This window comes from Escherichia sp. WS1451 (assembly GCF_046487365.1).
In the GTDB taxonomy this organism is placed as follows: domain Bacteria; phylum Pseudomonadota; class Gammaproteobacteria; order Enterobacterales; family Enterobacteriaceae; genus Escherichia; species Escherichia coli.
In genome coordinates this window covers 20,819-45,200 of the sequence record NZ_JBJQJP010000025.1, presented here as the reverse complement: position 1 = coordinate 45,200, position 24,382 = coordinate 20,819, and the positions used below count along the sequence as shown (strand labels likewise).

Genomic DNA, 24,382 nt, shown 5'->3' with positions numbered 1-24,382 from the left:
GCCCACACAATGACTCACATAATCACCCACAACTCAAAACACACAGCCCACACAATCGCCCACACTTTAACCCACAAAAAAGACCACAACCCCATTGACAACCCACAAAACAACCCACATAATCACCCACACAAACGGCGAGCAAATTGCTTTAAATAAGGTATTATGCCAATGTAGGAGGTAGAGAGAGAGAGGAAATGTAACAAATGAAAAAGATCGAGAGTTTATTATCTCCAATATGCGAGGCTATAAACGAAACAAAATCGAAATCAAAACAGGCTGTCTTCAATATGTATTTGCAAAATATACTTGAAGCAAAGAAATATTATACATGGGAGCAAATAGCTGATTACATAAACAACAACACCAAGACAGAACTAGCCCAAAAGACTTATATAAATATGACAGAGAGGGCTAAAAAAAGACAAAAATGCACTGAACCAAAAGAACAGGCAAAAACCATAGATGTAATTGATCAGAATGAAGCTAAAGGCGATGAACCGAGAGGGGGGGTAAAAGGTTTTTTTTCAAACATTAGTGAGAACAAAAAAGAAATAGAGCACGATCCAAGTGCTACGAATGAAAAATTCATAAATAAATATCTTTAAGTAAAGGAGCATTATAAATGAAAAACTCAATCAATTTCATCCTTCAGGGTAAAGGTGGTGTTGGAAAATCATTCGCGACCGCAATACTGGCACAATACTTTATTGATGAAAATCACATGGATAATATCGTAGTCGGTGACACAGACCCGGTTAATACAACTACGGTTAAAGTAAAAAGATTAAATGCAGATTTGATACAAATCACTGAAAACAGCAAAGTAATACAATCCAAATTCGATCCAATGTTCGAATCAATGCTGACCAATAGTCAGAATACTTTTGTTATTGACAATGGCGCATCTACATTTTTACCGTTAATTCAGTATTTCAATGATAACTGTGTTATGGACATGTTTGAAGATGTAGAACAAGACGTTTATATCCATACTGTTATCGTTGGTGGACAAGCTCTTGCGGATACCTTGCAGGGATTTGAAGAACTGAAAGAACTGGTTAAAGGAAGTAAGGTAAAACTTATTGTCTGGATAAATGAATTTCAGGGTATTCCAGCACTTGAAAATATCCCATTAATAGAAACTAAATTCATTGAAAAAAACAAGGATGTAATCGCTGGCGTTGTGGTTATTCAGGACAGAAAAAGTGATGCCTTTGCCTCTGACATCAAAGAGCTAACAGAAAAATCACTAACACTGAAAGAAGCTCTTGAGTCCGACCATTTTGGATTAATGGCTAAATCACGATTAAAACGAGTCTTCAATGACATTTACAAACAATTAGATAGCATCTATGACGATGAACACGGTGAATAATATGAGTACAGTTAATCAGCCAGAATTAAAACAGCCTGAAAAGGCTGTTTCCAGTGAAGATATTGATAATTTTATTGTTGATGTATTCAAGGAGACAGGGCATAAAATATCAAAAGATGATCCAGTTATTTCATTAATTTTTCTGAACCAAAAGATACAGGAAAAATTCAGCAATGAGTTACAAGCTAACTTCACTGCCCTGTCTGAGGGCTTCAGACAGGTCGTTTCATCTGTAGAAAATGACTATATTCAAAGATTCAAGAATATTGTTGAGACGTGCGGCGATCTGGATAATGAAATAAAAGAAAAAGTAGAAGAGGGAAAAAACGATCTAAAAGAAACAAGTGTTGAGGTAAAAGAAAAATTAACAGATGATATTATTGAACTCATATCTGGAATTAAACGCAACCAGGAAAAAAACAACAAATTATATGAAGAAAAGTTGAAGTCATTATCTAAGGCTGTAAAACCCTTCAGTACAAGAACAGCCATTGCAATTTGTGCCTTGTGCACATTATGCCTGTCTGCGGCATTTTCTGGCGCAACCTGGTATGTTGCACAACATGAAAAAGAGGCAAGCCTGCGCTTCTATGCAAGAGCTTTTCTTGATATGAAAAAAATAACTGAAGAGAGCATGAGAAAATTACCAAAATCAGACCAGCAAAATATAAAACTCAAACTAGACGAAATTGATTCAAGAAAACCATAGATATGAAAAGGAGTCACTAATGACAACTTTTACCGACGACGACAAGGGACTGATTAAAGAAATCAGAGAGCGAATCGGCAGCCTGGACGTGCGAGACAATATTGAACGCCGGGCTTATGAAATCGCACTGGCATCGCTGGAAGCTGGGGTTGTTGCATGGAGGTATCGTTACGTGAAAAAAGACGTTACGGACTCTCAGGGTAAAACGTGGGTTGGTGACTGGAAATACGTGCCGACAAAAGAAGACTGCAACGACAGGCCGAACTATGAAATTCAGGAACTCTACAACTTACCACCTGCGATAGCAGCACCAACAAGAGGACTGGTAAACGCAGTACGCTTCTACGATCAGGTAAAGCACACGAATCCTCCCGTCGAAACAGGGGCATGGAAAGACGCTATTGACTGGGTGCTCAAAGAGGCTTGCCAGGCTGTAAACATTGACGCCAAAGGAGAGTGAGATGACAACATTTACCGACGACGACAAGAAACTAATTAAAGAAATCAGGGAGCGAATCGGCAGCCTGGACGTGCGAGACAATATTGAGCGCCGGGCTTATGAAATTGCTCTGGCATCACTGGAAGCAGAAGCGCCAAATTTGCCTGGTGGTTTCACAATTGAAGAAGCAAAAGAATTACACGAAAATCTGGTAAAAAGTCACGTAAGCAAGGCTTTAAGTGGCGAAAAAATGAAAAAAGAAAATCGTGATGCCGATTTGCGCTGGATTCATGGCGTAATAGTTCAGGCCGCGTGGTTTGTGAAAGCATCACTAGGGCAGAATGCATAGTGCGTACCTGCTTTTCTCCTGGCAACGGTGGATCTTCCGCTTCCTCGTCACTCGCTCGCTATGCTCGGTCGCTAGACTGCGGCGAGCGGTTAGCTATCAAAAAAAATCCCCGCACAACGCGGGGATAGGTCATAAAAACACATACATTGCACTACAGTGTAGTATTCAATAAGCCTTACAATGTAAAGACAGAAACACCTTTACACTGTAAATATATGCCTGCGATATTCTTCAGCGTCCTCATGACCCGATAGCCGGACTACGGCATGTCTAATGTTAAATCGACATCAACCAAAAACCAGCTATCACAGTGCTTATAATTGGAGTGATCCGAATAAGTCAAACACCCTTCATCATGAATATCATCAACAGAATAAGCACCGCTTAATACCATATCTTCCACGATTGCCAATATCGCTTCACGCGCCATAGCGGGTATTTCTGCCTGAGAATCAGCCGCAGAAACACATCCAAAACCAAAACAATCAAAAGCCGGAACAGTGATGCCGTATGCAGTCTGATCATCTTTCGGTGTTTCGACACCAACAGAAAAAAACATGATTATCTCCACAGAAGGCAGTGATTTACAACGTGGTGCACTGTAAAGACACAAAGACCTTTACAATGTAAGCGAGAATTTTTTAAGCCTATTACAGAAAAATCATATAGTGTTTTACTATATGATACCTGATTGACACTTTTAACTGCACATCTCATTATTTACACCGTAAAGACAAACACAGCTTTACATTGTAAAGCCAGATGATTGAACACTCCGTCTCCCTGATAAGGAAAAAAAATGGCTCAAGCAACTCCAGAAAAGATACTGGCAATCATAGATGATCATGATCGCGCACAAAAAAAACAACGCAACAAAAACCTCTTAATTTATTTATGTCTCTGCTTAGCAATTATTGGAGTGGTCGCGTATTCCTTTATATCAAAGTTTCGTCTTGATGGTGTAGCCGTCCTTACAGTGCTTTTGGGCGTGTCCGCAATCGCATTTTTTCTACATTATGTGGAATCAGGGAAAGGCCAGATTCTTAGTAGTGACCGCATATTGTCCATACTCGATAAAACCAAAGATTACCCTGCAATTCGACGTAAAGTTGTTAATCGCTTGCTCTCCGGTTCAAAACTCACGGGTAAAGATGAAGAGTACATATTCAGTGAATTGAAAAAAGCTGAACAAAGCAACGAACGTGAAAAGAGATTGCAAGCAATTAAAGAGTATGCATCGTAATACACCGTAAAGCATTGTTTGTAAATACAACACACTACACCGTAATACCAAGAAACATCAACGCCTGCGAGCAACAAAAAGGGGCGATTAAGCCCCTGCGCGATGATGACTGACTTCTTTTTCCAGTGCCTTATTGACAAAGGCATTCAGCGACAAATCTTCTTCCATCGCCATTTCAGCGACCCGACGATGCAGCTCTGGATCAAGCCTGACGTTAAACACACCTTTAAAGGGCGTGTCAGGCTCCTTTCCGTCCTCCACACAGGACTGTAAATACAAATCAACCGATGTTTTAAATTCCCGTTCCAGGTCAGCCAATGTTTCTGCCTCATAAGTCACCAGATCACGAATAAATGCCAGCTTTCCATACAGGATATTATTTTCAAAATCCGGCTCAACCGTACCTAAATATCCTTTATATTTTAAATGTTTCATAAAACCCCAGCCTCTTTCAAGTTCTGTTTAATAGCTTTCAGCGTTCCACCTTTAATATAACTTTCTGGATGTGGGCGATGCATTAATATTGTGTGATTAATTTCAGCATTGAAAAATCGCACTCTTGATCCCTGCATTTCCTTTTTGACATATCCTAGAGAAGAAAACAAAACAACGAGTTCATCCCATTCAAACGTTTTTTTACTGTTTAAAAATTTTGCCAGTAGCTTATCTGCTTTCCCCATACGCTATAATCCCATCCCTTGCCAACATGCAACTAATTATAGTTACAAATAGCGTTGTTGTCAAAAGTCATCGGACAAATAGGAGGGTGAAAGAAAATACCAGGGAGCAGCGAAGCCACATACCCCTAAGCGCAGCGCAACCGCCGGAAAACACACCACACTGTAAAGACAACAAAATCTTTACAACGTAAAGCTAACCATGTAATACAACGCACTACACAATAAGAAAGGGAGAGCATGACACTCTCCCCATATATGACTCAAACTAAAGCATTATCCCGGTTATGCGCCCACCAAATGATTTCGCTAATAATCCATGCTTCTATCGCGGGTGTTTTTACAGGTTCCCCATTTACAATGCGGTTTGCAAGCTCTATCATTTCACATACTGACATTTGAGAATCTCCAAAGATGCATCTGTCATTTGGTAACAGGCTGCCCCACAGCCTGTTACCAACCCCAAATTAGTATTTGCTGATTACTTTACCCTCCTTAATCATTTTTATTAGTTCCTGTTCAGAATATTCTTTTCCGTGTTCCAATGTGGAATATATATCGCCAATAGTCCATACCCCACACTTTTTAATTTCTGCATTTAGCCAGGATTCATGCAGAATAAACAACGGTTCGCAATCATTTCCTTTTTCATAAACATAAATAGATTCGGTATCATTTCCAGAATCAGAAGTACCAACGACTTTTTCTATATCGAAATGTTTTTTTAGAAAAGTTGTGAAATGCATTTTCATGCTCCTGCCGCTGAGCGGCTTTGGTGGTTGGGGACCATCCCCTCCCGATGTGTTTATAATAGGTCAGAACTGACCTATTATCAAGTATTTTTCCCTCCATCCTTCAAAAAAAACACCATCAAATACAGACAGTTACATTCATGTAATGCCCGACAGGGCATGGAAGGGGCGAAAGAAAATACCAGGGAGCAGCGGGGCCACATCGCCCCGAAGCGCGGCGCAGCCGCTGACGAACATACCAGGATGCACAGGGCCATCCCTTCACCCTGCAAAGCCCAACGGACTGACAGGCCATGATCATGCTGATTTGCGCCGCAGAATGCCGCAGTTAGCGCGAGCGCCAGCGAGTTTACGCCGTCCTGGTGCATTGCAGCAGGGCGGGGCGCTGTACTGCGCGTGTGAGCGTCAGCGAGCTACGGGCGCAATTGCTCATTGTTCAATGCAACTGGGGCTATTAAGTCCAGCCATAAATTCAGTTATGTTTTTTGTAGCTTATTCCGTGATTTCGTCATACGTTAATTCTATTTTCATCTTAATATTCCTTAATTACTTCCAGAATCAGAATTCTTTTTATTCCTTTTACAAAGTACATAATCAGGGTGTTCTCCAGCTAAAAGCAGGAGAAATTTAAACTCTACTGGTGTAAGTGCTGTACCGCTTGCAGTTCCGACAGGTTCTTCTTTGCGACGCCAGGTACGCGGACTCATGCTGAATATTTCGGCACATTCTTTCTGTGTCAGGCCAATTTTTTGCCGCAGACGTTTAATGTTTTCTGGTGTGTTTTCATTTAGCATTTTTTCCCTCGCTCATTTCCTGAATCATCATAGAAACAATTTCTTTATCATTCTCTCTTAATCCGTCGCTGGCAAAGTCGATAGTGTCGAATGCCTCCTCATGAAAAACAAGATCAGCAACAGTTTTCACCGTTGCTTTCGTTTTTCCTAAAGTCGCAGACTTAGAAAAAGTTTTTACTCGCTTCACCAGATGAAACGTATCACCTTCTTTATTCAGATAATATTGTCTGTCACCTTTTCTTATCTTCATATTGAGATATTCTCCCCTTTTAACTGTAAAGGGGCATATAGCCCCTTTCTTTTAACTTTTTCCGGTAATCAAATCGACATCTTCCTGATAAAGCTCCCCAAGAGCCGGAACAACGCCCTTTTTATAATCACGGATATTATGGCAGTCTGTAAAAATGACGACATAAGCCTCGCCTGTTTTTTCATGTTTAAGGCAAATGGTGCAAAGCGTCACGCGCACAACAGAAAACACATGACCAGTTGTAGAGACGATAACAGGAAAAGTAGATTGTTTCATATTTAATCTCCTGCCGCTGAGCGGCTTTGGCGATTGGGGACCATCCCCTCTCAATGCATTAATAATAGGTCACAAATGACCTATTATCAAGTATTTTCTAGACGAGCTTTATTGAAAAATCATTTTCAATAAATTCATCTAACATCTTTAATATACCAGCTTTATTTACGAAATCATCCTCCATAATTTCGATACTTGCTGATATTTCACATGTAAACTGAATGCTCCTGTCAAATCCCGCAATCCCAGCTAATGCAGACAACATATGATAATTATCAATATTTATATTACCAATAAGAACTTTCATTTATCCTCCTGATATGGGGGGAATCCCCCCATATTAAAAATTACAATCTGGTTGCAAGTCCGGTTTGTTCATTAAATAAACATTCAAGCTGATCACAATAAATATTATCAAATTTTGATATTTCTTTTACTGTAGCTCCACGGACACGGGAAAATGTCACCAGGTATGTATCAGAGAAGGTTAATTTGATTTTAACTAAATTAATTCCCTTCATTGCAAAATTTGAAGGCAAACGAAAGCAAAGACCACACTCACCATTTTCATCAAAACAGGCAAAGTTCTTTGCGCCTGTCATAGCAATAAAGCGGTTTCCACCAAGCTGATTAAGAATTTCAGTAGCAACAAATTTGGCGTGGTTTTCCATTTTTAAGCTCCTGCCGCTGAGCGGCTTTGGTGATTGGGGACCATCCCCTCTCGATGTGTTTATAATAGGTCAGAACTGACCTATTATCAAGTATTTTTTCCTCCTTTCTTTAAAATAAATATCGTTAAATACAAATATTTACATTCATGCAATGCCCGGCAGGGCATAGAAGGGGCGAAAGAAAATACCTGAGAGCAGCGGGGCCACATCGCCCCGAAGCGCGGCGCAGCCGCTGACGAACATACCAGGATGCACAGGGCCATCCCTTCGCCCTGCAAAGCCAGGACAGACCAACAACCTATGATCATGCTGATTTGCGCCGCAGAATGCCGCAGTTAGCGCGAGCGCCAGCGAGTTTACGCCGTCCTGGTGCATTGCAGCAGGGCGGGGCGCTGTACTGCGCGTGTGAGCGTCAGCGAGCTACGGGCGCAACATTACATTGCTGCATTCGCCTGGCATTCTCCACGCCTTGAAGGACGGAGTTTTTGCGCACCAAATAAAAAAGGGGCGATTAAGCCCCTGTATTCACTATTAACAATTTAACATGGTTGCAGGGGATACCCCCTGCAACTATTTTCTTAGTAGTATGATGTGAACTCGTGTTTTTCTTCCGGTGATCCTTTATATGCTGTTTCGAATGACTCAATTTCAATTGCTGGCGTACTGTAATAATCACGCACTCGCCGTTTTAATGGCTCACCACAGAAATCATTGAGTAATGGGGTCTTATATCCGCTCATTGAATGGGTCCGATGAACCGAAGCGCGAATCTCCTGAACAGTTACGGTTTTTTTGCCATGAACAGAAATAACCTGATAGAAATTAACGTTCGTTTGCTCATATCCCCAGGAAGATACAAACACATCGCCAACAGAAACAGTGCCGTTATTAAAAGTTAATGTTTTCATTTTTATCTCCTGCCGCTGAGCGGCTTTGGTGGTTGGGGACCATCCCCTCCCGATGTGTTTATAATAGGTCAGAACTGACCTATTATCAAGTATTTTTCCCTCCATTCTTCAAAAAAAACACCATCAAATACATATAGTTACATTCATGTGATGCCCGACAGGGCATGGAAGGGGCGAAAGAAAATACCAGGGAGCAGCGGGGCCACATCGCCCCGAAGCGCGGCGCAGCCGCTGACGAACATACCAGGATGCACAGGGCCATCCCTTCACCCTGCAAAGCCCAACGGACTGACAGGCCATGATCATGCTGATTTGCGCCGCAGAATGCCGCAGTTAGCGCGAGCGCCAGCGAGTTTACGCCGTCCTGGTGCATTGCAGCAGGGCGGGGCGCTGTACTGCGCGTGTGAGCGTCAGCGAGCTACGGGCGCAACAACACACCAGGCAAAATCGCATCCTGAAAAGTTACCCTGTAACATACACACAATGTAAAGCACAAAAACAATTACATTGTAAAGACACAAACATCTTTACAACGTAACTATAATGAATACAATGTAAAGACAAATAAACCTTTACACTGTATATCCGAGGTTTCTATGGGGAGAGCATTACTTGTCGCATCAGATAAAGGCGGTGTAGGAAAAAGCACCACAGCAACAAACCTGGCTTCTTATCTGGTAAATAATTCACGAACGGTCATCATTCTGAAGACCGATAAAAACAATGATATTCTTAGCTGGAACGAAAAAAGAAAGCAGAATGGCTTATTACCGGTTCCTGTTTATGAAGAGTATGGCGATGTATCAGAAGTCATTAAGCGCCTGAAAAAAATATGTGAAGTGCTGATCATTGACTGTCCAGGGCATGACAGCAAGGAATTTCGCAGTGCCTTAACTGTAGCTGACATTCTGCTTACTCTCGTTAAGCCGTCTTCCGATTTCGAAGCAGAAACGCTGACTCATGTAACAGAAAAAGTTCGCACAGCTCAACAGATCAATCCAGACCTGCAACCCTGGGTACTTTTCACGAGAATTAACACGACAAAACCACGCCACAGAAAAGCAGCGATTGATCTCGACAAGTTACTCCGGGAGAACCCGGTGTGGATACAGCCACTTCGTACACGTATTTCAGATTTAGATATTTTTGAAGCGGCCTGTAATGAAGGCGCTGGCGTTCATGATGTACGTCGCGCATCCAGCCTTTCTACAGCTAAAGCACAAATAGAGCTTTTGGCGCAAGAGTTAGGCATCAATCCCTAATGGATGTAATACGACAGCTTTACATCATTAACTTTACACAGTAAAGCTAATGTAACACACGAAAGGTGATATAATGGCTCTTGACTTGAAAACTCCGGTAATACCAGGACAAAAAACAGAACAAACCAATGCAGACACAGCCCGATTCATCAATGAAGCTACCCGCAAAAAATCGGGAGCAACTAAAGTGACCAATGTCCGGCTTGGGGACGTTTACGAAGATATTCTGGAACGGGAAGCACTGCGAACAGGCCAGACAAAAACAGCAATAATGAAAGCGGCTCTTGCAGCTTACGAACACGGCCTGGACGAAAACGGAAAAAATCACTGGATTCTACAGTCAGCCAGGCTGAAATGATAAAGCCCTTCGGGGCTTTATCCCTTACGTTTTAATTGTTTCTTCTCGCTGGCTTTCTTACGGGCATCGAGAACCAGTTGCGCATAAGTTGCGTGTGCTTTTTTTACTGTACCAGCAGGTTTCCCGTAAAGGTCGTAACGTGTTGCGCCTGGTACAGTACAATTCTGAAGATATTGCCACCGGAACGTCATCACCTGAACCGCACAATTCCACTCTTCAATCGTCAGATCCACATCCGGGTTATCCGCCAGGTATTTCTCAACGTCCTGGAGAATCCCGCTTTTCAGGGGCAAGTTCTTTTTTTCGTCTGTCCATAGTTCAGGAAAAACAGCACGAACTTTATTGAAACACTTTTCAAAATATTCTTTCGGATATTTTGGGGGAAAAGTGATTTGTTTTTTCAAATACCAGGGCTGAGGCTGCTTTTTACGTGTTTTCTCTGCTACAGCATCTTTCTTCTGTACTTTCTTGTTTTCATTAACTGCTGATTTTTGTACTTCCTGCGGCTTTTCATTCACCACAGGATTTTCTGGCATGACCAGAACGCGGCGTTTTTTGACCACAATCACGGGTGTTTTTTTGGGCTGCATACTCGCCTCAATAATTGCTGTCATATTGACTAATTATACCATATTCACCAGTTAATATCCTGAAAATACATGGAAAAAGGGGGTATCCGTACAGAATACCCCCTTTGTAAAGGCGCTTAATGCCAGAACCACATCATCCCCAAAAAGGCGGGCTTTCGCCCGCCTCCGGGTTGCTACTTACCGCCGGATTCGTAAGCCATGCTTGCCGTAACCTCCCTGTATCCGTCCTTCAGCCGGATTTCGCACAGGCGATTCCGGGTCAGGAGTGTGAATATTAACAACGTGCAGCACACGATTAATACGCACCAGATAAGGGCGTTTCCCGGTAGTTTCATGGCCTTCTTCTCCTTGCGTAACGCGCGGTAAGAGGCTATCCTGATGTTGTTCAAGCATTGGGATCGCCTCGTGGGTTAATGAAAAATTAACTACGGGGCTTTCTTCTTTCTGCCGCACAACAAGATACAAACCACCTTTTCGCCATGAGGCAGAAAGCCTCAAGCGCCAACAACATTATATATCGACCAGAAACTTGAAAATACATGGTATTGCGTAAAGGGCGGTAAAACTCTATCCTGGTGTTGTTGAAGCATTGGGATCGCCTCGTGGGTTAATGAAAAATTAACTACGGGGCTTTCTTTTTTCTGCCAGACAACAGGATACAGTGCGCCTTATATCCCCGTCCTTCAGGGCGTGGAGGATGTCAAATATTGACCAGGAATTAAATTCCCAGCTTTCGGCGTGGACTATACAGTGTGTGATTCACCACGATGAATCCTTTGTTGATCCACTGTGTTACCTGCGCAGGTTGAACTCCGGTCAGCCTGGCGAACGATGCCTGATTCCCCCGATAGAACTTGTTGATGTATTCAATCAAAGGCATTTTTTAATTCTCCGAAACAACGCAAAATCATATAGTAATTTACTATATGATTTTTATTTCGCAAGTGATTAACTCATCGGATTTCTTTGTAGTTAACGAAACGTTAAATTTAGTTTGTGCCTGGATTGACATCCTCCCCCACCTTCGCACTTCGTGACTCAGGAGGGGGATTCCCATTAGTGGGTGACGGCTGATTGCTCAGCCTCTGGTTCCTGCTTCAACGGGCGGCCTGACTGCACCATCCCTCCACAGGCAAGCACGGCGTGCCCCGCCGCTAAAATGTTACGAGCGCCGTTTACATCGGCGTTCGCTGTATATCCACATACCTGACACACAAATTTACTTTGTGACAGGCGATTTTCTTTCGCAGTATGACCACAGCACGCGCAACGCTGGCTAGTGTACGCTGGCGGAACAGCAAGCACCTGACCGCCACGCCAGAGCTGCTTGTACTCAAGCTGGCGGCGCATTTCATACCAGCCCTGATCCAGTATCGAACGGTTTAAACCTGATTTTGCCCGGACATTGCGCCCCGGCTGGCTGACCGTACCCGCTGCTGACTTTGACATGTTGCTGACCTTCAAATCCTCAATGACTATCATTGCGTGGTTTTTGCTGACGGTCGTTGTGACTTTGTGAAGGTAGTCCCTGCGGATATTTGCAATACGGGAATGCAGTTGCTGTATTTTGCGTTTCTGCTTCTGCCAGTTGTTGCTGAATTTGACCTTGCGGCTTAACTGACGCTGGAGTCTCGCCAGCTTCTTCTGGTTTTTCTGAAAACTGTTTACAGGCTCAAAGACTGTGCCATCTGACAGCGTGGCAAGTTTAGCCACGCCAGCATCCAGCCCGACTATCGTTGTGCTTGTGTGATTTGGTTCTGCCGTTTCAATTTCAACCTGAAACGAGATATACCACTGTCCCGCTAACTGACTGATTGTCGCATTTTTGATTTTACCGTTCACACGTTGAGATTGCCGGAATTTTACCCACCCAAGACCTGACGGTAGCTTCACTCTGCGATTTTCAAGGCAGCAATATTTCTCAAAGTTCACAAAACGGATTGAGTCTCTGCCCTCATTTTTTCGTTTCCATACCGGAGCCTTAGCTGCGAGCTTTTTATCAAAACAACGTTTCCATGCGGTATGCAGGTCTTTCAGCTTTTGTTGCAGATTGTCGGTATAAGCATCCTGTAAGAAGATGTATTCCGGCATTTTTTTCCACACCGTAATCATCCGGTTCAACTCGAAAGCCGAAGGTAGCTTTTCGCCTGAGCCAAGTATGCGCTTTGTCTCCGCAAGACCTAAATTCCAGACAAAACGGGCGCAACCACATAACTGCCGCAAACGCTGCGACTGCTCATGCGTTGGTTCCAGTCTGAATTTGTAGGCTTTCAGGATTAGCATCATCATTCAGTGTGTAGTAGATTTGCTTACAATATTACTGCTTTTACGGCCAACCTCAATGCAAAAATATAAAATCAATCGTTCAAGACATGCTGCCTTCCTTTTGCATGTTCATCTTGTCTTTGTAACAAAATACCGTCGAAAGATACTGGGAGAGTTACACTGTGCAGCATTCCATCAGTATGCAGCAGAAGTCTGCCGTGATTTTGGGGCAGAACTTAAAGAAAGTAACGGAGACGTCGATCATGTCCACATGCTGATCGAATACCCACCAACAGTGCAACTTTCGGTACTGGTTAACTCACTGAAAGCAGTGACATCCCGCCGTCTGCGAAATGAATTTCTTGATTTGCGGGGGGCATACGGAAAAGCCGTGCTCTGGTCGAGGTCATACTTTGCTGGCTCCTGCGGAGGTGCGCCGCTGGAAGTTGTGAAGCAATACATTCAACATCAGCGTGGCTGATCACCTTTCGGGCTTTTCAAGCCCGTCCAAATTCCCCTCCCGCCTTATGTCGGCGGGAGTACCCTTTGGAAGTTAAGATGGCACGCAAGAAGCACACTAGCATTATTATTTTGATCAAAACGCTATTTCCCCCGTCATTGGGGGGCTTTCTTTTTTGATGCCGCGCCAGCGGCATGGAAGGCGGCACTCCGTTGTTACATATGATACTGGAGTAAAACCGCCGAAGCCCGGCGTAAGCCGGTACTGATTGATAGGTTTCACCTTACCTATCCCCATCCTGCTAAGCCATACCCGCTTTCAGCCATGAAATAGCTTTTGTGCGCGGTCGGAGTGGTCCCGACAAGGGTTTACCCGCAGTCGGGGCGTATCTCCGCGTTAGCGGGCCGCCAGGACCGCTTACGAGCGTGTACTTGGTACTTCCAGCCAGAAGACTGACAGCCATGTGATTTCTTAGTTACAACATCCATTATTGAAAGCGATGTTGTTCCCGCCCTTCGGGCGGGGGCGGCGGCGCTTTTCAGTGATGGGTTGGGCGCTGTGGCTGAGTATTTGCAGCGTTTTTTTGTAAGAGGGTTGGAGGGGCTTTGTTTTTCATTAGGCAGAAGTCCATATGCCCGCCGCGAAGCGGTGGGAGGTACTTTTATATTCTGAGCGGCGCGGCGTTAGCCGCTGCAAGCGAAGGCATTTTTGTAATTATCCACAGTTGTTTCAAAGATAAATATTTTCCCTGCGGCGAAGCAACGCAGGGGATTAAAGAACAGGGGTTAAGAATATATTGCGGGTTTGATGTTCTATGTTTGCTGCTTTCTGAAGCTATTCCTTTGCGGGTTTTTGTGGATAACCGAAGGCGTTTTTACTCCGATACCCTATTGCGGCCATCAAAAAACTGTCAGAGCGGGACAAAATGAAAAACGGTCGTCAAATATGAGGAATTTCATGAAATGCAGGCAACACGAAAAGCCCCGAAGGGGCTGAAGAGAGTGCCGATTGTATCAGGCAGCTAAACTAGTGGGGTGGCGAAGCTGTCAGAGCCAGTTCAAGCTGACGTAGATCTCTGGCTACCAGTTGCTCTAATCTTTCTTTAGTGCACCAGTACGCTTCGTCCGGCGGCATACGCTTCAGAATAAACCGCGCAATTTCGTTTCGCTGTTCATCATACGGCAGTTTTGCCAGGCGATTAGCACGTTTGCGCTCCGCTGCTTTCTTACGTCGGGACTTGATGGCATCGAGAGAACGCTGCGCATACCAGCGTTTACGAGCCGAGTGAACAGAGATTTCTTCGCCCTCGCGGATAACGCCTTCTTTAATCAATTGCAGACGGATTTCACTTTCTGCAAGGCGTTTACGTTGCTGTTCCTGAAGTTTCACCAGATCAACTCCCAGCATTTTCCAGCCAGTTTCGGTGATCCAGACGTATTTCGGCAGTCGCTGGCGGGATTCACGGTCCCATATCGTCTTTTCTGACGTTCCCAACGTGCCAAAGGAAACCTGCTCTGCCAGCAGACGGGAAAGGCGCGATACTGTGACTGCGGTTTCAGGAATCACGTCTCCCTTACTGTCTTTTGGGCTTATTTCTTCTGCCAGGCGGGAGACAGACATGCCGACAGTGTGCAATCCACGATCACAAAAACTCACAAGTACAACCCATATTGCGTCAAGCAGCCGCTGTTTTTCCGGTCGGAATTTATATTTGCGACCGACACTCTGACGTTTCAGTACATAAAATGGATGCAACGACATGTGCATTCTGAGTGTGTTCTGACCAGTGACCGGGTCTTTTTTAACGAGACGATTGTAAGCGTGGCCCAACTGTCCGCCCAGCGCCTTATAGTTGTCGGGACGGAACCAGGCTGGATTCTCACACTTTGGCTTAGTGGAATGTTCACCCCGGCGACGTTTTGTTGTTCCGCCTTTGTTTTCCTGGAGGACCAGGAATGAGCTTTCAATACCCGCTTCGTAGTCCTGCCAGAAACGGACCTGCTCTTCCGGTGATAGTTCAGACCAGTGACGTTTGCTAATCACAGCAAGCTGCACTTAGCTTGCACTGTAAGAGTTGATATTTCCTTCTCATGGAATTAAACTCCATCTCAGGTAACAAGCATACCTGAAATAAATAAGCTCAAGGCTCTGCCTTGATGTCAGCCCCCGCTAATCTGCGCTCCCTGGAAAAGACGAGATTACGGGGGTTTTCTTTATCTGAAATTTACGTTCTCGAACAAAATTTCAGCACCTCGTTTTCTGCATTTACAAATCGCGGAAAACTTGCCTGCAAATTTAGCAGCATGGGCGCAATCGATCAACGATGTTCAAGCCTGGCTCGTTTCCTTTTTGATTCAACACACATCTCTGACAGCTTCAAAATCGTTTTCAGAACAGCTAGTGAAGCCCCTTCTTTACTGACGTTCCCCATACAAAACCTTACAAAATCAGAAATTCAGAATTTTGTATATTCAAAAAAGTTTTTTTGACTACATACACCCACTCACACGATCGAATAAACCACGCAAACAGTATTATCTAGATTTTTAGATCGTACACCATTTAACAAACAGAATATTATTCTGTTTTTTAGATATTATACAGATCATTAGATCGCTCTTCTGGCATTGACAGGTTTTAAATGTCGCACACACAATACTATCCAGATGATTGTAAAAAGCGCGTTCATCGCGTTTTTTGTGCTCATTGCCTGGAAAATGAGCACTCTTTGACGCCCGTTAGAACGCTTGTCATCTCATGCTCTTTAACAACCCCGGACAGCGGTCATTGCCTAAAGCCCTGGCATAAGGAGGTTATTATTCGTGCATTTCAAGCACCGCTGGCATCTGTCAGCAACGGGCTACGTAACAGAGTGACGTGCCGCGCCATCTACACAGGTAACGACTCTTTATCCGCAAATATCATTCTGCATACTTAAACCCCCTTATTTGGTGAACTCGCGTTGAGTTAATCTCACTCACTCTCTCCCTGAGCAAGTCGTACAGGCTGCAACGCAGAAGTACACCAGATTTGCCAGTCTCCACTCCAGGTAAGGGGGTTTAGCTATGCATGATGATGAACAATCAGATAAAGAGCCTGTAGTGAGTGGCTGCAACTTTTCATAATTAGCTTATGACGCTGTATTCCGGGGATGTTTCTATTTCAGACAAACAACCGGGAGAAAATATGGCGCGTAAGTTAAAAATTAATCCTGTCATTCCTGAATGTGTGGCAGATTTGAAAGGATATCCACTCTATATCATCGTGGCTTATTGGGGATTAAGAAATAATAAAACGCTCACAACAACGGATGTTAGCCGTAATTTCCTTATTACACAGCAACAATCTTATGATGTGCTTACCTACATTTACCAGGAAGCACAGAAGCAGATAACAGCAACTAAACGAACACTATTTAACGAGCACAAAAGAAGAATTAGCGCGTTCAGGATTCTTGATATTGACAAAGGCATATTGCGCACACCCAAAAAAGAGATTGCATATGCCAGCTACGACAATATACCAACTGTCACAATGAAAAGTACCCGTTGTGAGATCCAGGATAGTTTTACAGAACTGCGCCGCTGGATGTGTTCAAGAAAGACAGGTGATCGAGTGGAGGTATTTTTGAATGCCTAAGTACCAAATAAACGCAACCATCAAAAAACCAGGTGGTGGCCCCGTGAAATGGACTCATTACAGCGACTTCCCTATGACCGCTGAAGAATGCAGAAAAAACTTCTCAAAAGAAAAAGAAGCAGGAAAGTGTTTTTCTGTTGATGTTCATATTTCAGATTTCATTTGCAAAGAGATACATCCACAGTGATGAATTGGGAGAGGATTAATCATGATTGACGCTATAATTACGCCAATAGTTACATCTATTCCGTTACTCTTATTAATTTTAGTTGCGCTGATATTCGTTAAATCTGCCGTCAAAATCGTGCCACAAGGTAATGCCTGGACAGTGGAACGCTTTGGTAAATATACCCATACGCTTTCCCCCGGTCTTCACTTCCTGATCCCGTTTATGGACCGCATAGGTCAACGGATCAACATGATGGAAACCGTCCTGGATATTCCTAAACAGGAAGTTATTTCGAAAGACAATGCAAACGTAACTATCGATGCTGTTTGTTTTGTCCAGGTCATTGATGCAGCGAAGGCAGCTTATGAAGTCGATAATCTTGCATCAGCTATTTCAAATCTTGTTATGACCAATATCCGAACTGTCGTTGGTGGAATGAATCTCGACGATATGCTTTCTCAACGTGACAGCATCAATTCTAAACTGTTAACGGTTGTCGATTATGCGACTGACCCGTGGGGAATTAAGGTCACACGTATTGAAATTCGGGATGTTAAACCACCAAAAGAACTGACTGAAGCGATGAACGCGCAAATGAAAGCGGAACGAACTAAGCGTGCCCGGATTCTTGAAGCGGAAGGTATCCGCCAGTCAGAAATTCTGAAGGCAGAAGGGGAAAAACAGTCTCAAATACTGAAAGCGGAAGGGGAACGGCAATCAGCATTTCTTCAGTCTGAAGCACGCGAACGTCAGGCAGAAGCGGAAGCTCGCGCAACAAAACTGGTGTCGGATGCAATCGCTGAAGGTGATGTTCAGTCTGTTAATTACTTTATTGCGCAGAAATACACTGAAGCACTCCAGGCAATTGGCACAGCATCAAACAGTAAACTGGTTATGATGCCGCTTGATTCAAGTAGCCTGGTGAGTTCGGTTGCAGGTATCAGTGAACTGCTAAAAAACGTATCACAGGATACTCCCAAAGTTGATATGAAACAGGCTCAACAATATTTGTCTTAAAAAAGATAGCGGACGGTGACAATATTATTTTAATCACCGTCCTTATCTTAACTCCTGAGTGAGCCATTAAAATGAAAACTTATACATGCATCATTATCATTTTGTATATAATTCCCATGTCAACATGGTTTTTTCTCCTTTCTATTACAAGAGATAATAATGAAAGAGAAAGACTACAGCATATTATCGACTCCATATTTCCAAGATGGCTAGACTGGGGATCTTCGACGCTCATGATAGCAACGATGCCTCTGCTTATATGGAGTTTGAATGGCATATTCTTCGGTTTATGTCTGTTGTTTAATGTATTAGCCGTTTGTTACCACCTTTATTATCTTTATTCACTCTCCGCCTTTTATCATGGAGATTAGCCATGTTATGGTTTACACTGTTTCTTCTGTGTATTGCACTTGAAATTATAACCGGAACGGGATGGTTACTCTTAATCAGTCTTGGTGCATTATCAAGCGCCATTATGGGCTTTTTTCTTCCGATATCACAAGAAGCCAATATATGTTTCTTTGCGTCAATCAGCATACTGGCGTCGATAATTAAGTTCTTCTATGACAAAAAACATAAGAAATTAGACACTCTCCTGGTGAACACAGGGCATTCACGTTTTAAAGGAAAAGAATTTACGCTCAGTGACGATATTGTTAACGGCAAGGGGCAATTACTCATTGGTGATACATTCTGGCCTGTTGAGACGTTACACAATGAAAACTACCCTGCGGGAACAAGAGTTATTGTTACAGACATGCAAGGAATAACTCTTAAAGTAATGACCATCGAAGACAAGAGTGAAAACAAGGAATAAATCATGCATCTTTCGTTGTTAATTCCGCTTACAGGAGCAGCGATGAATGCACTATGTATTTTTATTATCAGACTTCTGGATAAGGATTTTATTGAAGCCTACAAAAAAACGCTAAAAAACATTACTGCATTACATATTTTATTGATGGTGTTAAGTGTCACAGGAATAGTATGAGGAAAATTCAATGCGAAACGCAAATGAAGGTGTTTCTCTTTCAGAGATTGTAACTAAAGCCACATTACGCAAATTTGGTATTAGAGGTGTAAATAAATACGAGACATACACAGTCATAATAATAACTGTAGCTTTTTTTATCCTTGAATCAGCAGCAGGAAGGGCCAAAGATACATTTGCTGTGGCTGTAAAAGTATTAAGCTACATGCTCCCCTGTACGGCAATTATCATGGCTGTCATATGGATAATATTTTTCATCGGCGATAGACGAGAAAAGTTAAAACATGCAGAGCTGGACGTGATTAAGATAAAAGCTCGTCAAAAAATCTACGATCGCCTGCGTTACGTTGAAAATGAGCATATCGTTTTCGACCCGGTTACAGGTCGGGAAGTTCCGGCAGAACGGACTTGTATCAATGAACTTGTTGAAGCTCTCGCGATGGAAGCAACAACGTGAGAAGGTGACAGCCCCCTGAAGGATACGATGAAATGTACAGAAAAAAACATCACCTAATAAAAATATTTTTATTAAAAATGGCGTGCAATGTTTTTTCTTTCCTGCTGGGTGCTTTCATACTTTCAGCACCGTTTGTCTTATATACATTAACCGGTTCAGTTCTGAATGCCGTTATTCATTTCACCTTTTCTTTGCCTTTAGCCACCATATTACTGGTTTATGCTTATTCAGGCTTTGAAGAAAGCATTTATTTATTCATGGCATACAAATATGACTCAAGCAAAAGCTAATCTGAGAAAACTTCGCCGTGCACGTTATGTCCCCCCTCGAACAGTAAAGAAAAGCATAGCGAATACAGAACGTGTCGTTTCAAAAGCAATTACAGGCTGTGGTGTCTTCCGTGATATACCACAAGTAAAAATCAATCTCATCGAAACAAGGAAAATTTTACAAATCGAACTGGCTTTATCCATTGCTAACTTATCTGAGGCGAATCCAATTGAGATACGAAAAAAAATCAAAAGCATTGACCGACAATTATCTTCAACCTCAAAAATCAGAACTACATTATGAAAAAAAACGACGATTTAATCACTTTACCATCTCATAACAGCCACGCTCTCGATTACATCATTAAAAAAGCGTTTACACCACGTAAAACCAAAACATCGACAGCGACCCACAACGTTTATAGTTACAATAAAGAAGAATCCACATTAAATTTCCAAAAAATTGGAGAAGCAATTTTTTTCGGCACAGACCTGGTAATTAAGCTGAAGCCAAATATTAGTGCCTCTGGTGAACTCTTCATCTGCCAGAAGGACTAAGCTATGAACATTGTTTCAGAATTTCTTGAGAAAGTAACAACCATTGTTGAATCCACAGCGGCGACGAACGCCGCTAAGGTCGCACAGGCAATATCTCCTACATTTTTTGCGGCTATAGCCTTATACGTTATTTATCTAATATATGAAATCACGTATGCCCAACGTGACGTCCTGATGAGCGAGGTGACTAAGAATATCGGTGCATTCGCCCTGGTTGGTGCATTCACTTATTCAGCGCCTTATTACAGCCAGTTTGTTATTCCTTTTGTAATGCACGCTGGCTCCGACCTTTCTGCTGCTGTTACTGGAGGTTCAGGAACTGCAACCAGTGTTGATAATTTGTGGAATATGCTTTCAGTAACGTTAAATGATTTTAAGAATAATGAGTTAGATACTCTGGAGTGGTATAGCTTCACAGATCAACTATACATATATCTAATTTGGGGGGTTGGATATGTTGGCGGGCTGCTGCTTATTTATTACACCACTGTATTTCTAACCCTATCAACATTCATGGTTGGCATTCTCTTATCCGCCGGAATATTATTTATCTGTTTTTCTTTATTTGCTTCGACAAGAAATATGTTTAGCGCATGGGTAGGTAGCTGTTTAAATTATATATTGCTAAATCTTTTTTATAGTATATCGTTCAGCTTCGTCATCAGCTTTGTAGAGCAAACAGTCCCATCAAGCGGAAATATAACTCTCACAACAGTAGTTTATTTCTTTATGGTGACTGTTATATCTATATTCCTTGTTGAGCAAGTAGGTACTCTCTGCTCAACTCTTACTGGCGGGGTAGGTATAAATGGCCTTACATCAGCCGCTAATGGCTTTGGAGGTAAGGTTGCATCCGGTTTTATGCGAGCATCAGGACTCCGATCTTTCACCAATGGTTTTGCCAGCAAAATGCCAAATCCATTCTTTAATGCAGGAAGTCGTTCTGCATCAGCATTAGTTCAGGGATTAAACCGTGGAAGTAAACTTAAAGCGGGGTGATTAACATGAAAGATAAAGTATTATCATTTCTCTTTGCTGGAATAATTACCATAACATCACCATCAATCTTTGCGTCTGGTATTCCAGTAGTAGACGTTACGGCGATAGCTAAAACAGTTGAAGAAGGGCTAAATCGTGCCGCTGAAGCGGCAAGACAGCTTGAGCAACTCAAGCAACAATATGAACAGACCATAAGATACGCTGAAGAACAGAAGAAAAGACTCGAAGGCTTCACTGATTTCAGCAATGGCTTTGATAGCGCATCCAGCTATATGAAGGATTCTCTATCAACAATAACAAATAGTGCAAAATCAGATCTTAGCTCTTTGCGATCGCAATATGACTTATCAAGCAACGTTGCAGAGACGCAACAAAAATATGATGCAATCCTGGCTAAGATCAAATTCTATGAAAATTTCAACAATGAAATGCATGAAAGGGCTGAGAGATTAACCACGTTACAGAAGGAGTTCGCGTCAGCAGATACTCCGCAAAAAAAAGCTGACTTATCTAACCAATTGAATACAGAAAAATTGACAATGGAGCTACAATTGAAGCAATATGATATTGCTGAACGGCAACTAGAGAATGAGCGGAAAGCTCAATATGAAACATATGTTCGCCAAAAGAGAAGAGATTTAAGCTGATATGAATAAGTCACGAAATGCAATTATCGCCTCATCAATTATCTTCGCCAGTTTAATGTTAGTGGGATGTAAAGAAAAAATATATTCTGTAGAATATTACTCAAACAACATCAGTGAAGCCACTAAAACTTTAGAAGATTGCAAGAAAGGTACAATAACCGATCAAAACTGCGATAATGCTCGTGCTGCACTTCAGCAAAAACAAGATAGTGAATATAAAAAGAAAGTTAGTGAAATGAGAAGACGCCTTGATTAAGGAATACATACCATGAATAAAGGTACTATCATTTCTCTAGCTTTATTCTGTGGCTTGCTAACTGGATGTGAGGACAAAATCTATGATGTCTCTTACTATAAAGAACACCAGGATGAAGCCCAAAAGATATCTGATAAATGCAAAGCTGGTGAAATTACAAATAATAACTGTAAGAATGCCAACGAAGCACTGTATGATATCAAGAGAAAAGAAATTATAAATCAGATGCTTGGACAATCCTACAAGGAAAAAGAAGAGCACAAGAAGAAAGTAAATGAATTAATGGAACGTCTACAATAACGTTCTCCTCTCCCCCCGTCACAAAGCCCGCCTCGTGCGGGTTTTCTTTTGTCTGAAATATGGAGGAACACCATGAAATCCATCATTTTATCGATGGTTGCCGCCACCGCATTACTGTCAGGCTGCGCGGATAGCAAAACACAACCAGTACCTGAGTCACCGTTAACCTCAAATGACCACCAGATAACGTTGAAAATTGATACCGTGCGAACAGACCTGCCGGACAGTTCTCCTGTTTGTTTGAATGGTATGAATATATACGAAAGTCTGAGCGAGCGGCATCCAGGCTTGTTTGCCAAAAATCAGAACGTGATTTTCCGTAGTGCATTCTTTGATGACGGTCAGGCGATATCCTCCGAAACAATCCGCAAAATAATGCAGAGTACCCCGTGCGTTGAATCACAAACAACATCTGCCGGAAGCTGGGAACCTGCCACGGAACTGATCCCCCGTCAGGCAATATCCGGTGACACTACACTGGCTGAAAAAGATCGGACTGCTGGCTTCACAATGCGGATAGCACCGGAGATTGAGCGTGGAAATTTCCACCTGCTACTCACAACCACTGACCCGATACGGAAACTGACTGTCAAGCAGAATATTTTACTCAAACCGGACCAGCCCCTTATCGTGAGTGGTTTTACTGGAGTTAATGCTGATAGCCAAAGTGAGAACCGGATTGTCATCATTACGCCACACGTGCGTTGATTCCCAACCCCGGATCATTTTTGTCGTTCCCCACAATCAAAAGCACCTTTAAAAGTCTTTTTAAGGTGCTACAATCTCCATGATACAAATGGAGGACTTATGAGCTACCAAATTCTGACTACGACAGCAGCCAGTATTACTGACCTGAAAAAAAATCCTATGGGAACTGTAGCCGAAGGAGAAGGGGATGCCGTCGCAATCCTGAACCGAAATGAACCAGCGTTCTACTGTGTCCCACCAGAACTTTATGCCTACTACCGGGAACTCGCTGAAGACGCTGAACTCAACGCAATTGCTGATGAAAGAATGAAAAATCCAGACATTGTAAGGGTTAACCTGGATGATTTATGAACTGGCATTTGACCACAGAGCACTGAAGGAATGGCAAAAACTCGGTCACACTGTTCGTGAGCAATTCAAAAAGAAACTGTCAGAACGCCTGATAAATCCACGCGTCCCCGCAGCCAAGCTACATGGTCATACTGACCGTTACAAAATTAAGCTTCGCGCATCCGGTTACAGGCTCGTTTATCAGGTAATTGATGAGAAGGTCGTTTTGCTTGTGATTTCTGTGGGAAAAAGAGAAGGCAGCGACGTCTATCACATGGCAGATACCCGCTGATATTTTAAACCTGTCAAGTAACCCGCCTCGTGCGGGTTTTCTTTTGCCTGAAATATGGAGGAACACCATGAAATCCATCATTTTATCGATGGTTGCCGCAAGTGGTATCGCACTCACTGCCCCCGTATATGCGTCTGATCCGTGTGCTTCCGTTCTTTGTCTGTACGGTAAAGCTATCGGTAGCGGCGGCGGGAGCGAATGCAAAAGCGCCGAAAAGGACTTCTTTAATATCATCAAAAAGAAAAAGGGATCTATTCGCTGGAGCAAAACCTTTGATGCCCGAAAAGCGTTTCTTAATCAATGCACGACCGCAGACCCTGCGGCGATCTCAAAAATCATGAGTAAGTTCGGACGTTCCTGGGGTTAACC

General features: G+C 42.8%; 38 protein-coding genes and 4 pseudogenes. 26 read left to right on the top strand and 16 right to left on the bottom strand.

Features of this window, described 5'->3' with window-relative positions; translation table 11 throughout:
* Window positions 1-206 precede the first annotated feature (206 nt).
* The 5 genes and pseudogenes from ACJHX7_RS22580 to ACJHX7_RS22560 all read left to right on the top strand — a co-directional run bounded on the left by ACJHX7_RS22580 (window position 207) and on the right by ACJHX7_RS22560 (window position 2,875).
* Window positions 207-608 carry a hypothetical protein gene (locus ACJHX7_RS22580; protein WP_021575837.1) on the top strand — a complete coding sequence of 134 codons (402 nt, stop codon included), beginning with the start codon at window positions 207-209 and terminating at the stop codon, window positions 606-608.
* Window positions 609-625: 17 nt separating this feature from the next.
* Window positions 626-1,378 (top strand): conjugal transfer protein TraL, encoded by a 753-nt coding sequence (locus ACJHX7_RS22575; RefSeq protein WP_000797966.1) that lies wholly within the window; start codon window positions 626-628, stop codon window positions 1,376-1,378.
* Between the two features lies 1 nt (window position 1,379).
* Entirely contained in the window at window positions 1,380-2,087 is a 708-nt protein-coding gene (locus ACJHX7_RS22570; RefSeq protein ID WP_000108794.1) for a hypothetical protein, read from the top strand.
* Window positions 2,088-2,106: 19 nt separating this feature from the next.
* Window positions 2,107-2,247: pseudogene (locus ACJHX7_RS22565) on the top strand (hypothetical protein); the annotation flags it as partial.
* Window positions 2,248-2,548: 301 nt separating this feature from the next.
* Window positions 2,549-2,875, top strand: coding sequence for a hypothetical protein (locus tag ACJHX7_RS22560; RefSeq protein ID WP_000206697.1), 327 nt, complete (start codon window positions 2,549-2,551; stop codon window positions 2,873-2,875).
* 274 nt (window positions 2,876-3,149) lie between these two features.
* Here the strand turns inward: ACJHX7_RS22560 and ACJHX7_RS22555 are convergent.
* Window positions 3,150-3,434, bottom strand: a pseudogene (locus ACJHX7_RS22555) (type II toxin-antitoxin system HicB family antitoxin); the annotation flags it as partial.
* A 240-nt stretch (window positions 3,435-3,674) separates the two neighbouring features.
* Between ACJHX7_RS22555 and ACJHX7_RS22550 the strand changes: the two are divergent.
* On the top strand, window positions 3,675-4,118 hold the full coding sequence (locus ACJHX7_RS22550) for a hypothetical protein (protein ID WP_023223351.1): 444 nt from the start codon (window positions 3,675-3,677) through the stop codon (window positions 4,116-4,118).
* 87 nt (window positions 4,119-4,205) lie between these two features.
* On the opposite strand, the gene ACJHX7_RS22545 is transcribed toward ACJHX7_RS22550, so the two are convergent.
* The 9 genes from ACJHX7_RS22545 to ACJHX7_RS22505 all read right to left on the bottom strand — a co-directional run bounded on the left by ACJHX7_RS22545 (window position 4,206) and on the right by ACJHX7_RS22505 (window position 8,446).
* Entirely contained in the window at window positions 4,206-4,553 is a 348-nt protein-coding gene (locus ACJHX7_RS22545) for a type II toxin-antitoxin system HicB family antitoxin (protein ID WP_000681609.1), read from the bottom strand.
* On the bottom strand, window positions 4,550-4,798 hold the full coding sequence (locus ACJHX7_RS22540) for a type II toxin-antitoxin system HicA family toxin (protein WP_000513532.1): 249 nt from the start codon (window positions 4,796-4,798) through the stop codon (window positions 4,550-4,552). The genes ACJHX7_RS22545 and ACJHX7_RS22540 overlap by 4 nt, the downstream gene beginning before the upstream one ends.
* A gap of 464 nt (window positions 4,799-5,262) precedes the next feature.
* Entirely contained in the window at window positions 5,263-5,541 is a 279-nt protein-coding gene (locus tag ACJHX7_RS22535) for a hypothetical protein (RefSeq protein ID WP_000545937.1), read from the bottom strand.
* 548 nt (window positions 5,542-6,089) lie between these two features.
* A complete protein-coding gene (locus ACJHX7_RS22530; protein ID WP_000931278.1) occupies window positions 6,090-6,341 on the bottom strand; it encodes a helix-turn-helix domain-containing protein in 252 nt (83 codons plus the stop codon).
* Window positions 6,331-6,591: a hypothetical protein gene (locus tag ACJHX7_RS22525; protein ID WP_000702245.1), complete on the bottom strand. Its 261-nt coding sequence runs from the start codon at window positions 6,589-6,591 to the stop codon at window positions 6,331-6,333. The genes ACJHX7_RS22530 and ACJHX7_RS22525 overlap by 11 nt, the downstream gene beginning before the upstream one ends.
* Window positions 6,592-6,642: 51 nt before the next feature.
* Window positions 6,643-6,867 carry a hypothetical protein gene (locus tag ACJHX7_RS22520; protein WP_000814383.1) on the bottom strand — a complete coding sequence of 75 codons (225 nt, stop codon included), beginning with the start codon at window positions 6,865-6,867 and terminating at the stop codon, window positions 6,643-6,645.
* Between the two features lie 97 nt (window positions 6,868-6,964).
* Window positions 6,965-7,174 (bottom strand): hypothetical protein, encoded by a 210-nt coding sequence (locus tag ACJHX7_RS22515; protein WP_000866037.1) that lies wholly within the window; start codon window positions 7,172-7,174, stop codon window positions 6,965-6,967.
* 40 nt (window positions 7,175-7,214) lie between these two features.
* Complete coding sequence (locus ACJHX7_RS22510; protein WP_000427402.1) at window positions 7,215-7,538, bottom strand: hypothetical protein; 324 nt, start codon at window positions 7,536-7,538, stop codon at window positions 7,215-7,217.
* Window positions 7,539-8,116: 578 nt separating this feature from the next.
* Window positions 8,117-8,446, bottom strand: coding sequence for a hypothetical protein (locus ACJHX7_RS22505; protein ID WP_000855121.1), 330 nt, complete (start codon window positions 8,444-8,446; stop codon window positions 8,117-8,119).
* 596 nt (window positions 8,447-9,042) lie between these two features.
* Here ACJHX7_RS22505 and ACJHX7_RS22500 point away from each other — a divergent pair.
* The gene (locus ACJHX7_RS22500) at window positions 9,043-9,708 is read left to right on the top strand and encodes a division plane positioning ATPase MipZ (protein ID WP_000532148.1); all 666 of its coding nucleotides are present in this window, start codon (window positions 9,043-9,045) and stop codon (window positions 9,706-9,708) included.
* 73 nt (window positions 9,709-9,781) lie between these two features.
* Entirely contained in the window at window positions 9,782-10,066 is a 285-nt protein-coding gene (locus tag ACJHX7_RS22495) for a hypothetical protein (RefSeq protein ID WP_001162371.1), read from the top strand.
* A 17-nt stretch (window positions 10,067-10,083) separates the two neighbouring features.
* On the opposite strand, the gene ACJHX7_RS22490 is transcribed toward ACJHX7_RS22495, so the two are convergent.
* From ACJHX7_RS22490 to ACJHX7_RS22475, 4 genes and pseudogenes are all read right to left on the bottom strand, one after another.
* The gene (locus ACJHX7_RS22490) at window positions 10,084-10,680 is read right to left on the bottom strand and encodes a ProQ/FINO family protein (RefSeq protein ID WP_000125165.1); all 597 of its coding nucleotides are present in this window, start codon (window positions 10,678-10,680) and stop codon (window positions 10,084-10,086) included.
* Window positions 10,681-10,829: 149 nt separating this feature from the next.
* Entirely contained in the window at window positions 10,830-10,952 is a 123-nt protein-coding gene (locus ACJHX7_RS22485; protein WP_223170659.1) for a type I toxin-antitoxin system Hok family toxin, read from the bottom strand.
* A pseudogene (locus tag ACJHX7_RS22480) lies at window positions 10,897-11,049 on the bottom strand (DUF5431 family protein); the annotation flags it as partial. The pseudogene ACJHX7_RS22480 and the gene ACJHX7_RS22485, both read right to left, overlap by 56 nt.
* A 663-nt stretch (window positions 11,050-11,712) precedes the next feature.
* Window positions 11,713-12,939, bottom strand: a complete 1,227-nt coding sequence (locus ACJHX7_RS22475) for an RNA-guided endonuclease InsQ/TnpB family protein (RefSeq protein WP_001672025.1) — start codon at window positions 12,937-12,939, stop codon at window positions 11,713-11,715.
* Window positions 12,940-12,997: 58 nt separating this feature from the next.
* On the opposite strand from ACJHX7_RS22475, the gene tnpA reads away from it, so the two are divergent.
* On the top strand, window positions 12,998-13,402 hold the full coding sequence (gene tnpA / locus ACJHX7_RS22470) for an IS200/IS605 family transposase (protein WP_001175008.1): 405 nt from the start codon (window positions 12,998-13,000) through the stop codon (window positions 13,400-13,402).
* 114 nt (window positions 13,403-13,516) lie between these two features.
* Here tnpA and ACJHX7_RS22465 read toward each other — a convergent pair.
* Together ACJHX7_RS22465 and repA are read right to left on the bottom strand one after the other, a co-directional pair.
* A pseudogene (locus ACJHX7_RS22465) lies at window positions 13,517-13,707 on the bottom strand (hypothetical protein).
* Between the two features lie 700 nt (window positions 13,708-14,407).
* Window positions 14,408-15,436: a plasmid replication initiator RepA gene (gene repA / locus ACJHX7_RS22460; RefSeq protein WP_001175212.1), complete on the bottom strand. Its 1,029-nt coding sequence runs from the start codon at window positions 15,434-15,436 to the stop codon at window positions 14,408-14,410.
* A gap of 1,131 nt (window positions 15,437-16,567) precedes the next feature.
* Between repA and ACJHX7_RS22455 the strand changes: the two genes are divergently transcribed.
* From ACJHX7_RS22455 to ACJHX7_RS22375, 17 genes are all read left to right on the top strand, one after another.
* Window positions 16,568-17,020, top strand: coding sequence for a CaiF/GrlA family transcriptional regulator (locus ACJHX7_RS22455; RefSeq protein ID WP_000101552.1), 453 nt, complete (start codon window positions 16,568-16,570; stop codon window positions 17,018-17,020).
* The gene (locus ACJHX7_RS22450; protein WP_001127356.1) at window positions 17,013-17,207 is read left to right on the top strand and encodes a DUF1187 family protein; all 195 of its coding nucleotides are present in this window, start codon (window positions 17,013-17,015) and stop codon (window positions 17,205-17,207) included. The genes ACJHX7_RS22455 and ACJHX7_RS22450 overlap by 8 nt, the downstream gene beginning before the upstream one ends.
* A 21-nt stretch (window positions 17,208-17,228) precedes the next feature.
* The gene (locus ACJHX7_RS22445; protein ID WP_000564239.1) at window positions 17,229-18,206 is read left to right on the top strand and encodes an SPFH domain-containing protein; all 978 of its coding nucleotides are present in this window, start codon (window positions 17,229-17,231) and stop codon (window positions 18,204-18,206) included.
* Between the two features lie 373 nt (window positions 18,207-18,579).
* Window positions 18,580-19,023, top strand: a complete 444-nt coding sequence (locus tag ACJHX7_RS22440) for an NfeD family protein (RefSeq protein WP_000964330.1) — start codon at window positions 18,580-18,582, stop codon at window positions 19,021-19,023.
* Between the two features lie 3 nt (window positions 19,024-19,026).
* A complete protein-coding gene (locus tag ACJHX7_RS22435; RefSeq protein ID WP_000550720.1) occupies window positions 19,027-19,197 on the top strand; it encodes a hypothetical protein in 171 nt (56 codons plus the stop codon).
* A gap of 10 nt (window positions 19,198-19,207) precedes the next feature.
* Window positions 19,208-19,654, top strand: coding sequence for a hypothetical protein (locus tag ACJHX7_RS22430; RefSeq protein WP_001243165.1), 447 nt, complete (start codon window positions 19,208-19,210; stop codon window positions 19,652-19,654).
* A gap of 32 nt (window positions 19,655-19,686) precedes the next feature.
* The gene (locus ACJHX7_RS22425) at window positions 19,687-19,944 is read left to right on the top strand and encodes a hypothetical protein (protein ID WP_001542015.1); all 258 of its coding nucleotides are present in this window, start codon (window positions 19,687-19,689) and stop codon (window positions 19,942-19,944) included.
* On the top strand, window positions 19,925-20,227 hold the full coding sequence (locus tag ACJHX7_RS22420) for a hypothetical protein (RefSeq protein WP_001360345.1): 303 nt from the start codon (window positions 19,925-19,927) through the stop codon (window positions 20,225-20,227). Before ACJHX7_RS22425 ends, ACJHX7_RS22420 begins: the two co-directional genes overlap by 20 nt.
* Complete coding sequence (locus tag ACJHX7_RS22415; protein WP_000739144.1) at window positions 20,224-20,481, top strand: hypothetical protein; 258 nt, start codon at window positions 20,224-20,226, stop codon at window positions 20,479-20,481. Before ACJHX7_RS22420 ends, ACJHX7_RS22415 begins: the two co-directional genes overlap by 4 nt.
* Window positions 20,482-20,484: 3 nt before the next feature.
* Window positions 20,485-21,480, top strand: coding sequence for a type IV secretion system protein (locus ACJHX7_RS22410; RefSeq protein WP_001028543.1), 996 nt, complete (start codon window positions 20,485-20,487; stop codon window positions 21,478-21,480).
* 5 nt (window positions 21,481-21,485) lie between these two features.
* Window positions 21,486-22,127: a type IV secretion system protein gene (locus ACJHX7_RS22405; RefSeq protein ID WP_001425343.1), complete on the top strand. Its 642-nt coding sequence runs from the start codon at window positions 21,486-21,488 to the stop codon at window positions 22,125-22,127.
* Between the two features lies 1 nt (window position 22,128).
* A complete protein-coding gene (locus ACJHX7_RS22400) occupies window positions 22,129-22,383 on the top strand; it encodes an EexN family lipoprotein (protein WP_001043555.1) in 255 nt (84 codons plus the stop codon).
* 12 nt (window positions 22,384-22,395) lie between these two features.
* Window positions 22,396-22,683, top strand: a complete 288-nt coding sequence (locus tag ACJHX7_RS22395) for an EexN family lipoprotein (RefSeq protein WP_001032611.1) — start codon at window positions 22,396-22,398, stop codon at window positions 22,681-22,683.
* Window positions 22,684-22,755: 72 nt separating this feature from the next.
* Entirely contained in the window at window positions 22,756-23,391 is a 636-nt protein-coding gene (locus ACJHX7_RS22390) for a hypothetical protein (RefSeq protein ID WP_015059536.1), read from the top strand.
* Window positions 23,392-23,490: 99 nt separating this feature from the next.
* On the top strand, window positions 23,491-23,742 hold the full coding sequence (locus ACJHX7_RS22385; protein WP_000121741.1) for a type II toxin-antitoxin system Phd/YefM family antitoxin: 252 nt from the start codon (window positions 23,491-23,493) through the stop codon (window positions 23,740-23,742).
* The gene (locus ACJHX7_RS22380; RefSeq protein WP_000638823.1) at window positions 23,732-24,013 is read left to right on the top strand and encodes a type II toxin-antitoxin system RelE family toxin; all 282 of its coding nucleotides are present in this window, start codon (window positions 23,732-23,734) and stop codon (window positions 24,011-24,013) included. Before ACJHX7_RS22385 ends, ACJHX7_RS22380 begins: the two co-directional genes overlap by 11 nt.
* Window positions 24,014-24,080: 67 nt before the next feature.
* Window positions 24,081-24,380: a TrbM/KikA/MpfK family conjugal transfer protein gene (locus ACJHX7_RS22375; RefSeq protein ID WP_410231698.1), complete on the top strand. Its 300-nt coding sequence runs from the start codon at window positions 24,081-24,083 to the stop codon at window positions 24,378-24,380.
* Window positions 24,381-24,382 lie beyond the last annotated feature (2 nt).

Coding starts and splice junctions, on each gene's coding strand:
- ACJHX7_RS22580 (WP_021575837.1), top strand. CDS start 207: ATGAAAAAGATCGAGAGTTTATTATCTCCAATATGCGAGGCTATAAAC.
- ACJHX7_RS22575 (WP_000797966.1), top strand. CDS start 626: ATGAAAAACTCAATCAATTTCATCCTTCAGGGTAAAGGTGGTGTTGGA.
- ACJHX7_RS22570 (WP_000108794.1), top strand. CDS start 1,380: ATGAGTACAGTTAATCAGCCAGAATTAAAACAGCCTGAAAAGGCTGTT.
- ACJHX7_RS22560 (WP_000206697.1), top strand. CDS start 2,549: ATGACAACATTTACCGACGACGACAAGAAACTAATTAAAGAAATCAGG.
- ACJHX7_RS22550 (WP_023223351.1), top strand. CDS start 3,675: ATGGCTCAAGCAACTCCAGAAAAGATACTGGCAATCATAGATGATCAT.
- ACJHX7_RS22545 (WP_000681609.1), bottom strand. CDS start 4,553: ATGAAACATTTAAAATATAAAGGATATTTAGGTACGGTTGAGCCGGAT.
- ACJHX7_RS22540 (WP_000513532.1), bottom strand. CDS start 4,798: ATGGGGAAAGCAGATAAGCTACTGGCAAAATTTTTAAACAGTAAAAAA.
- ACJHX7_RS22535 (WP_000545937.1), bottom strand. CDS start 5,541: ATGCATTTCACAACTTTTCTAAAAAAACATTTCGATATAGAAAAAGTC.
- ACJHX7_RS22530 (WP_000931278.1), bottom strand. CDS start 6,341: ATGCTAAATGAAAACACACCAGAAAACATTAAACGTCTGCGGCAAAAA.
- ACJHX7_RS22525 (WP_000702245.1), bottom strand. CDS start 6,591: ATGAAGATAAGAAAAGGTGACAGACAATATTATCTGAATAAAGAAGGT.
- ACJHX7_RS22520 (WP_000814383.1), bottom strand. CDS start 6,867: ATGAAACAATCTACTTTTCCTGTTATCGTCTCTACAACTGGTCATGTG.
- ACJHX7_RS22515 (WP_000866037.1), bottom strand. CDS start 7,174: ATGAAAGTTCTTATTGGTAATATAAATATTGATAATTATCATATGTTG.
- ACJHX7_RS22510 (WP_000427402.1), bottom strand. CDS start 7,538: ATGGAAAACCACGCCAAATTTGTTGCTACTGAAATTCTTAATCAGCTT.
- ACJHX7_RS22505 (WP_000855121.1), bottom strand. CDS start 8,446: ATGAAAACATTAACTTTTAATAACGGCACTGTTTCTGTTGGCGATGTG.
- ACJHX7_RS22500 (WP_000532148.1), top strand. CDS start 9,043: ATGGGGAGAGCATTACTTGTCGCATCAGATAAAGGCGGTGTAGGAAAA.
- ACJHX7_RS22495 (WP_001162371.1), top strand. CDS start 9,782: ATGGCTCTTGACTTGAAAACTCCGGTAATACCAGGACAAAAAACAGAA.
- ACJHX7_RS22490 (WP_000125165.1), bottom strand. CDS start 10,680: ATGACAGCAATTATTGAGGCGAGTATGCAGCCCAAAAAAACACCCGTG.
- ACJHX7_RS22475 (WP_001672025.1), bottom strand. CDS start 12,939: ATGCTAATCCTGAAAGCCTACAAATTCAGACTGGAACCAACGCATGAG.
- tnpA (WP_001175008.1), top strand. CDS start 12,998: ATGCAAAAATATAAAATCAATCGTTCAAGACATGCTGCCTTCCTTTTG.
- ACJHX7_RS22455 (WP_000101552.1), top strand. CDS start 16,568: ATGGCGCGTAAGTTAAAAATTAATCCTGTCATTCCTGAATGTGTGGCA.
- ACJHX7_RS22450 (WP_001127356.1), top strand. CDS start 17,013: ATGCCTAAGTACCAAATAAACGCAACCATCAAAAAACCAGGTGGTGGC.
- ACJHX7_RS22445 (WP_000564239.1), top strand. CDS start 17,229: ATGATTGACGCTATAATTACGCCAATAGTTACATCTATTCCGTTACTC.
- ACJHX7_RS22440 (WP_000964330.1), top strand. CDS start 18,580: ATGTTATGGTTTACACTGTTTCTTCTGTGTATTGCACTTGAAATTATA.
- ACJHX7_RS22435 (WP_000550720.1), top strand. CDS start 19,027: ATGCATCTTTCGTTGTTAATTCCGCTTACAGGAGCAGCGATGAATGCA.
- ACJHX7_RS22430 (WP_001243165.1), top strand. CDS start 19,208: ATGCGAAACGCAAATGAAGGTGTTTCTCTTTCAGAGATTGTAACTAAA.
- ACJHX7_RS22425 (WP_001542015.1), top strand. CDS start 19,687: ATGTACAGAAAAAAACATCACCTAATAAAAATATTTTTATTAAAAATG.
- ACJHX7_RS22420 (WP_001360345.1), top strand. CDS start 19,925: ATGACTCAAGCAAAAGCTAATCTGAGAAAACTTCGCCGTGCACGTTAT.
- ACJHX7_RS22415 (WP_000739144.1), top strand. CDS start 20,224: ATGAAAAAAAACGACGATTTAATCACTTTACCATCTCATAACAGCCAC.
- ACJHX7_RS22410 (WP_001028543.1), top strand. CDS start 20,485: ATGAACATTGTTTCAGAATTTCTTGAGAAAGTAACAACCATTGTTGAA.
- ACJHX7_RS22405 (WP_001425343.1), top strand. CDS start 21,486: ATGAAAGATAAAGTATTATCATTTCTCTTTGCTGGAATAATTACCATA.
- ACJHX7_RS22400 (WP_001043555.1), top strand. CDS start 22,129: ATGAATAAGTCACGAAATGCAATTATCGCCTCATCAATTATCTTCGCC.
- ACJHX7_RS22395 (WP_001032611.1), top strand. CDS start 22,396: ATGAATAAAGGTACTATCATTTCTCTAGCTTTATTCTGTGGCTTGCTA.
- ACJHX7_RS22390 (WP_015059536.1), top strand. CDS start 22,756: ATGAAATCCATCATTTTATCGATGGTTGCCGCCACCGCATTACTGTCA.
- ACJHX7_RS22385 (WP_000121741.1), top strand. CDS start 23,491: ATGAGCTACCAAATTCTGACTACGACAGCAGCCAGTATTACTGACCTG.
- ACJHX7_RS22380 (WP_000638823.1), top strand. CDS start 23,732: ATGATTTATGAACTGGCATTTGACCACAGAGCACTGAAGGAATGGCAA.
- ACJHX7_RS22375 (WP_410231698.1), top strand. CDS start 24,081: ATGAAATCCATCATTTTATCGATGGTTGCCGCAAGTGGTATCGCACTC.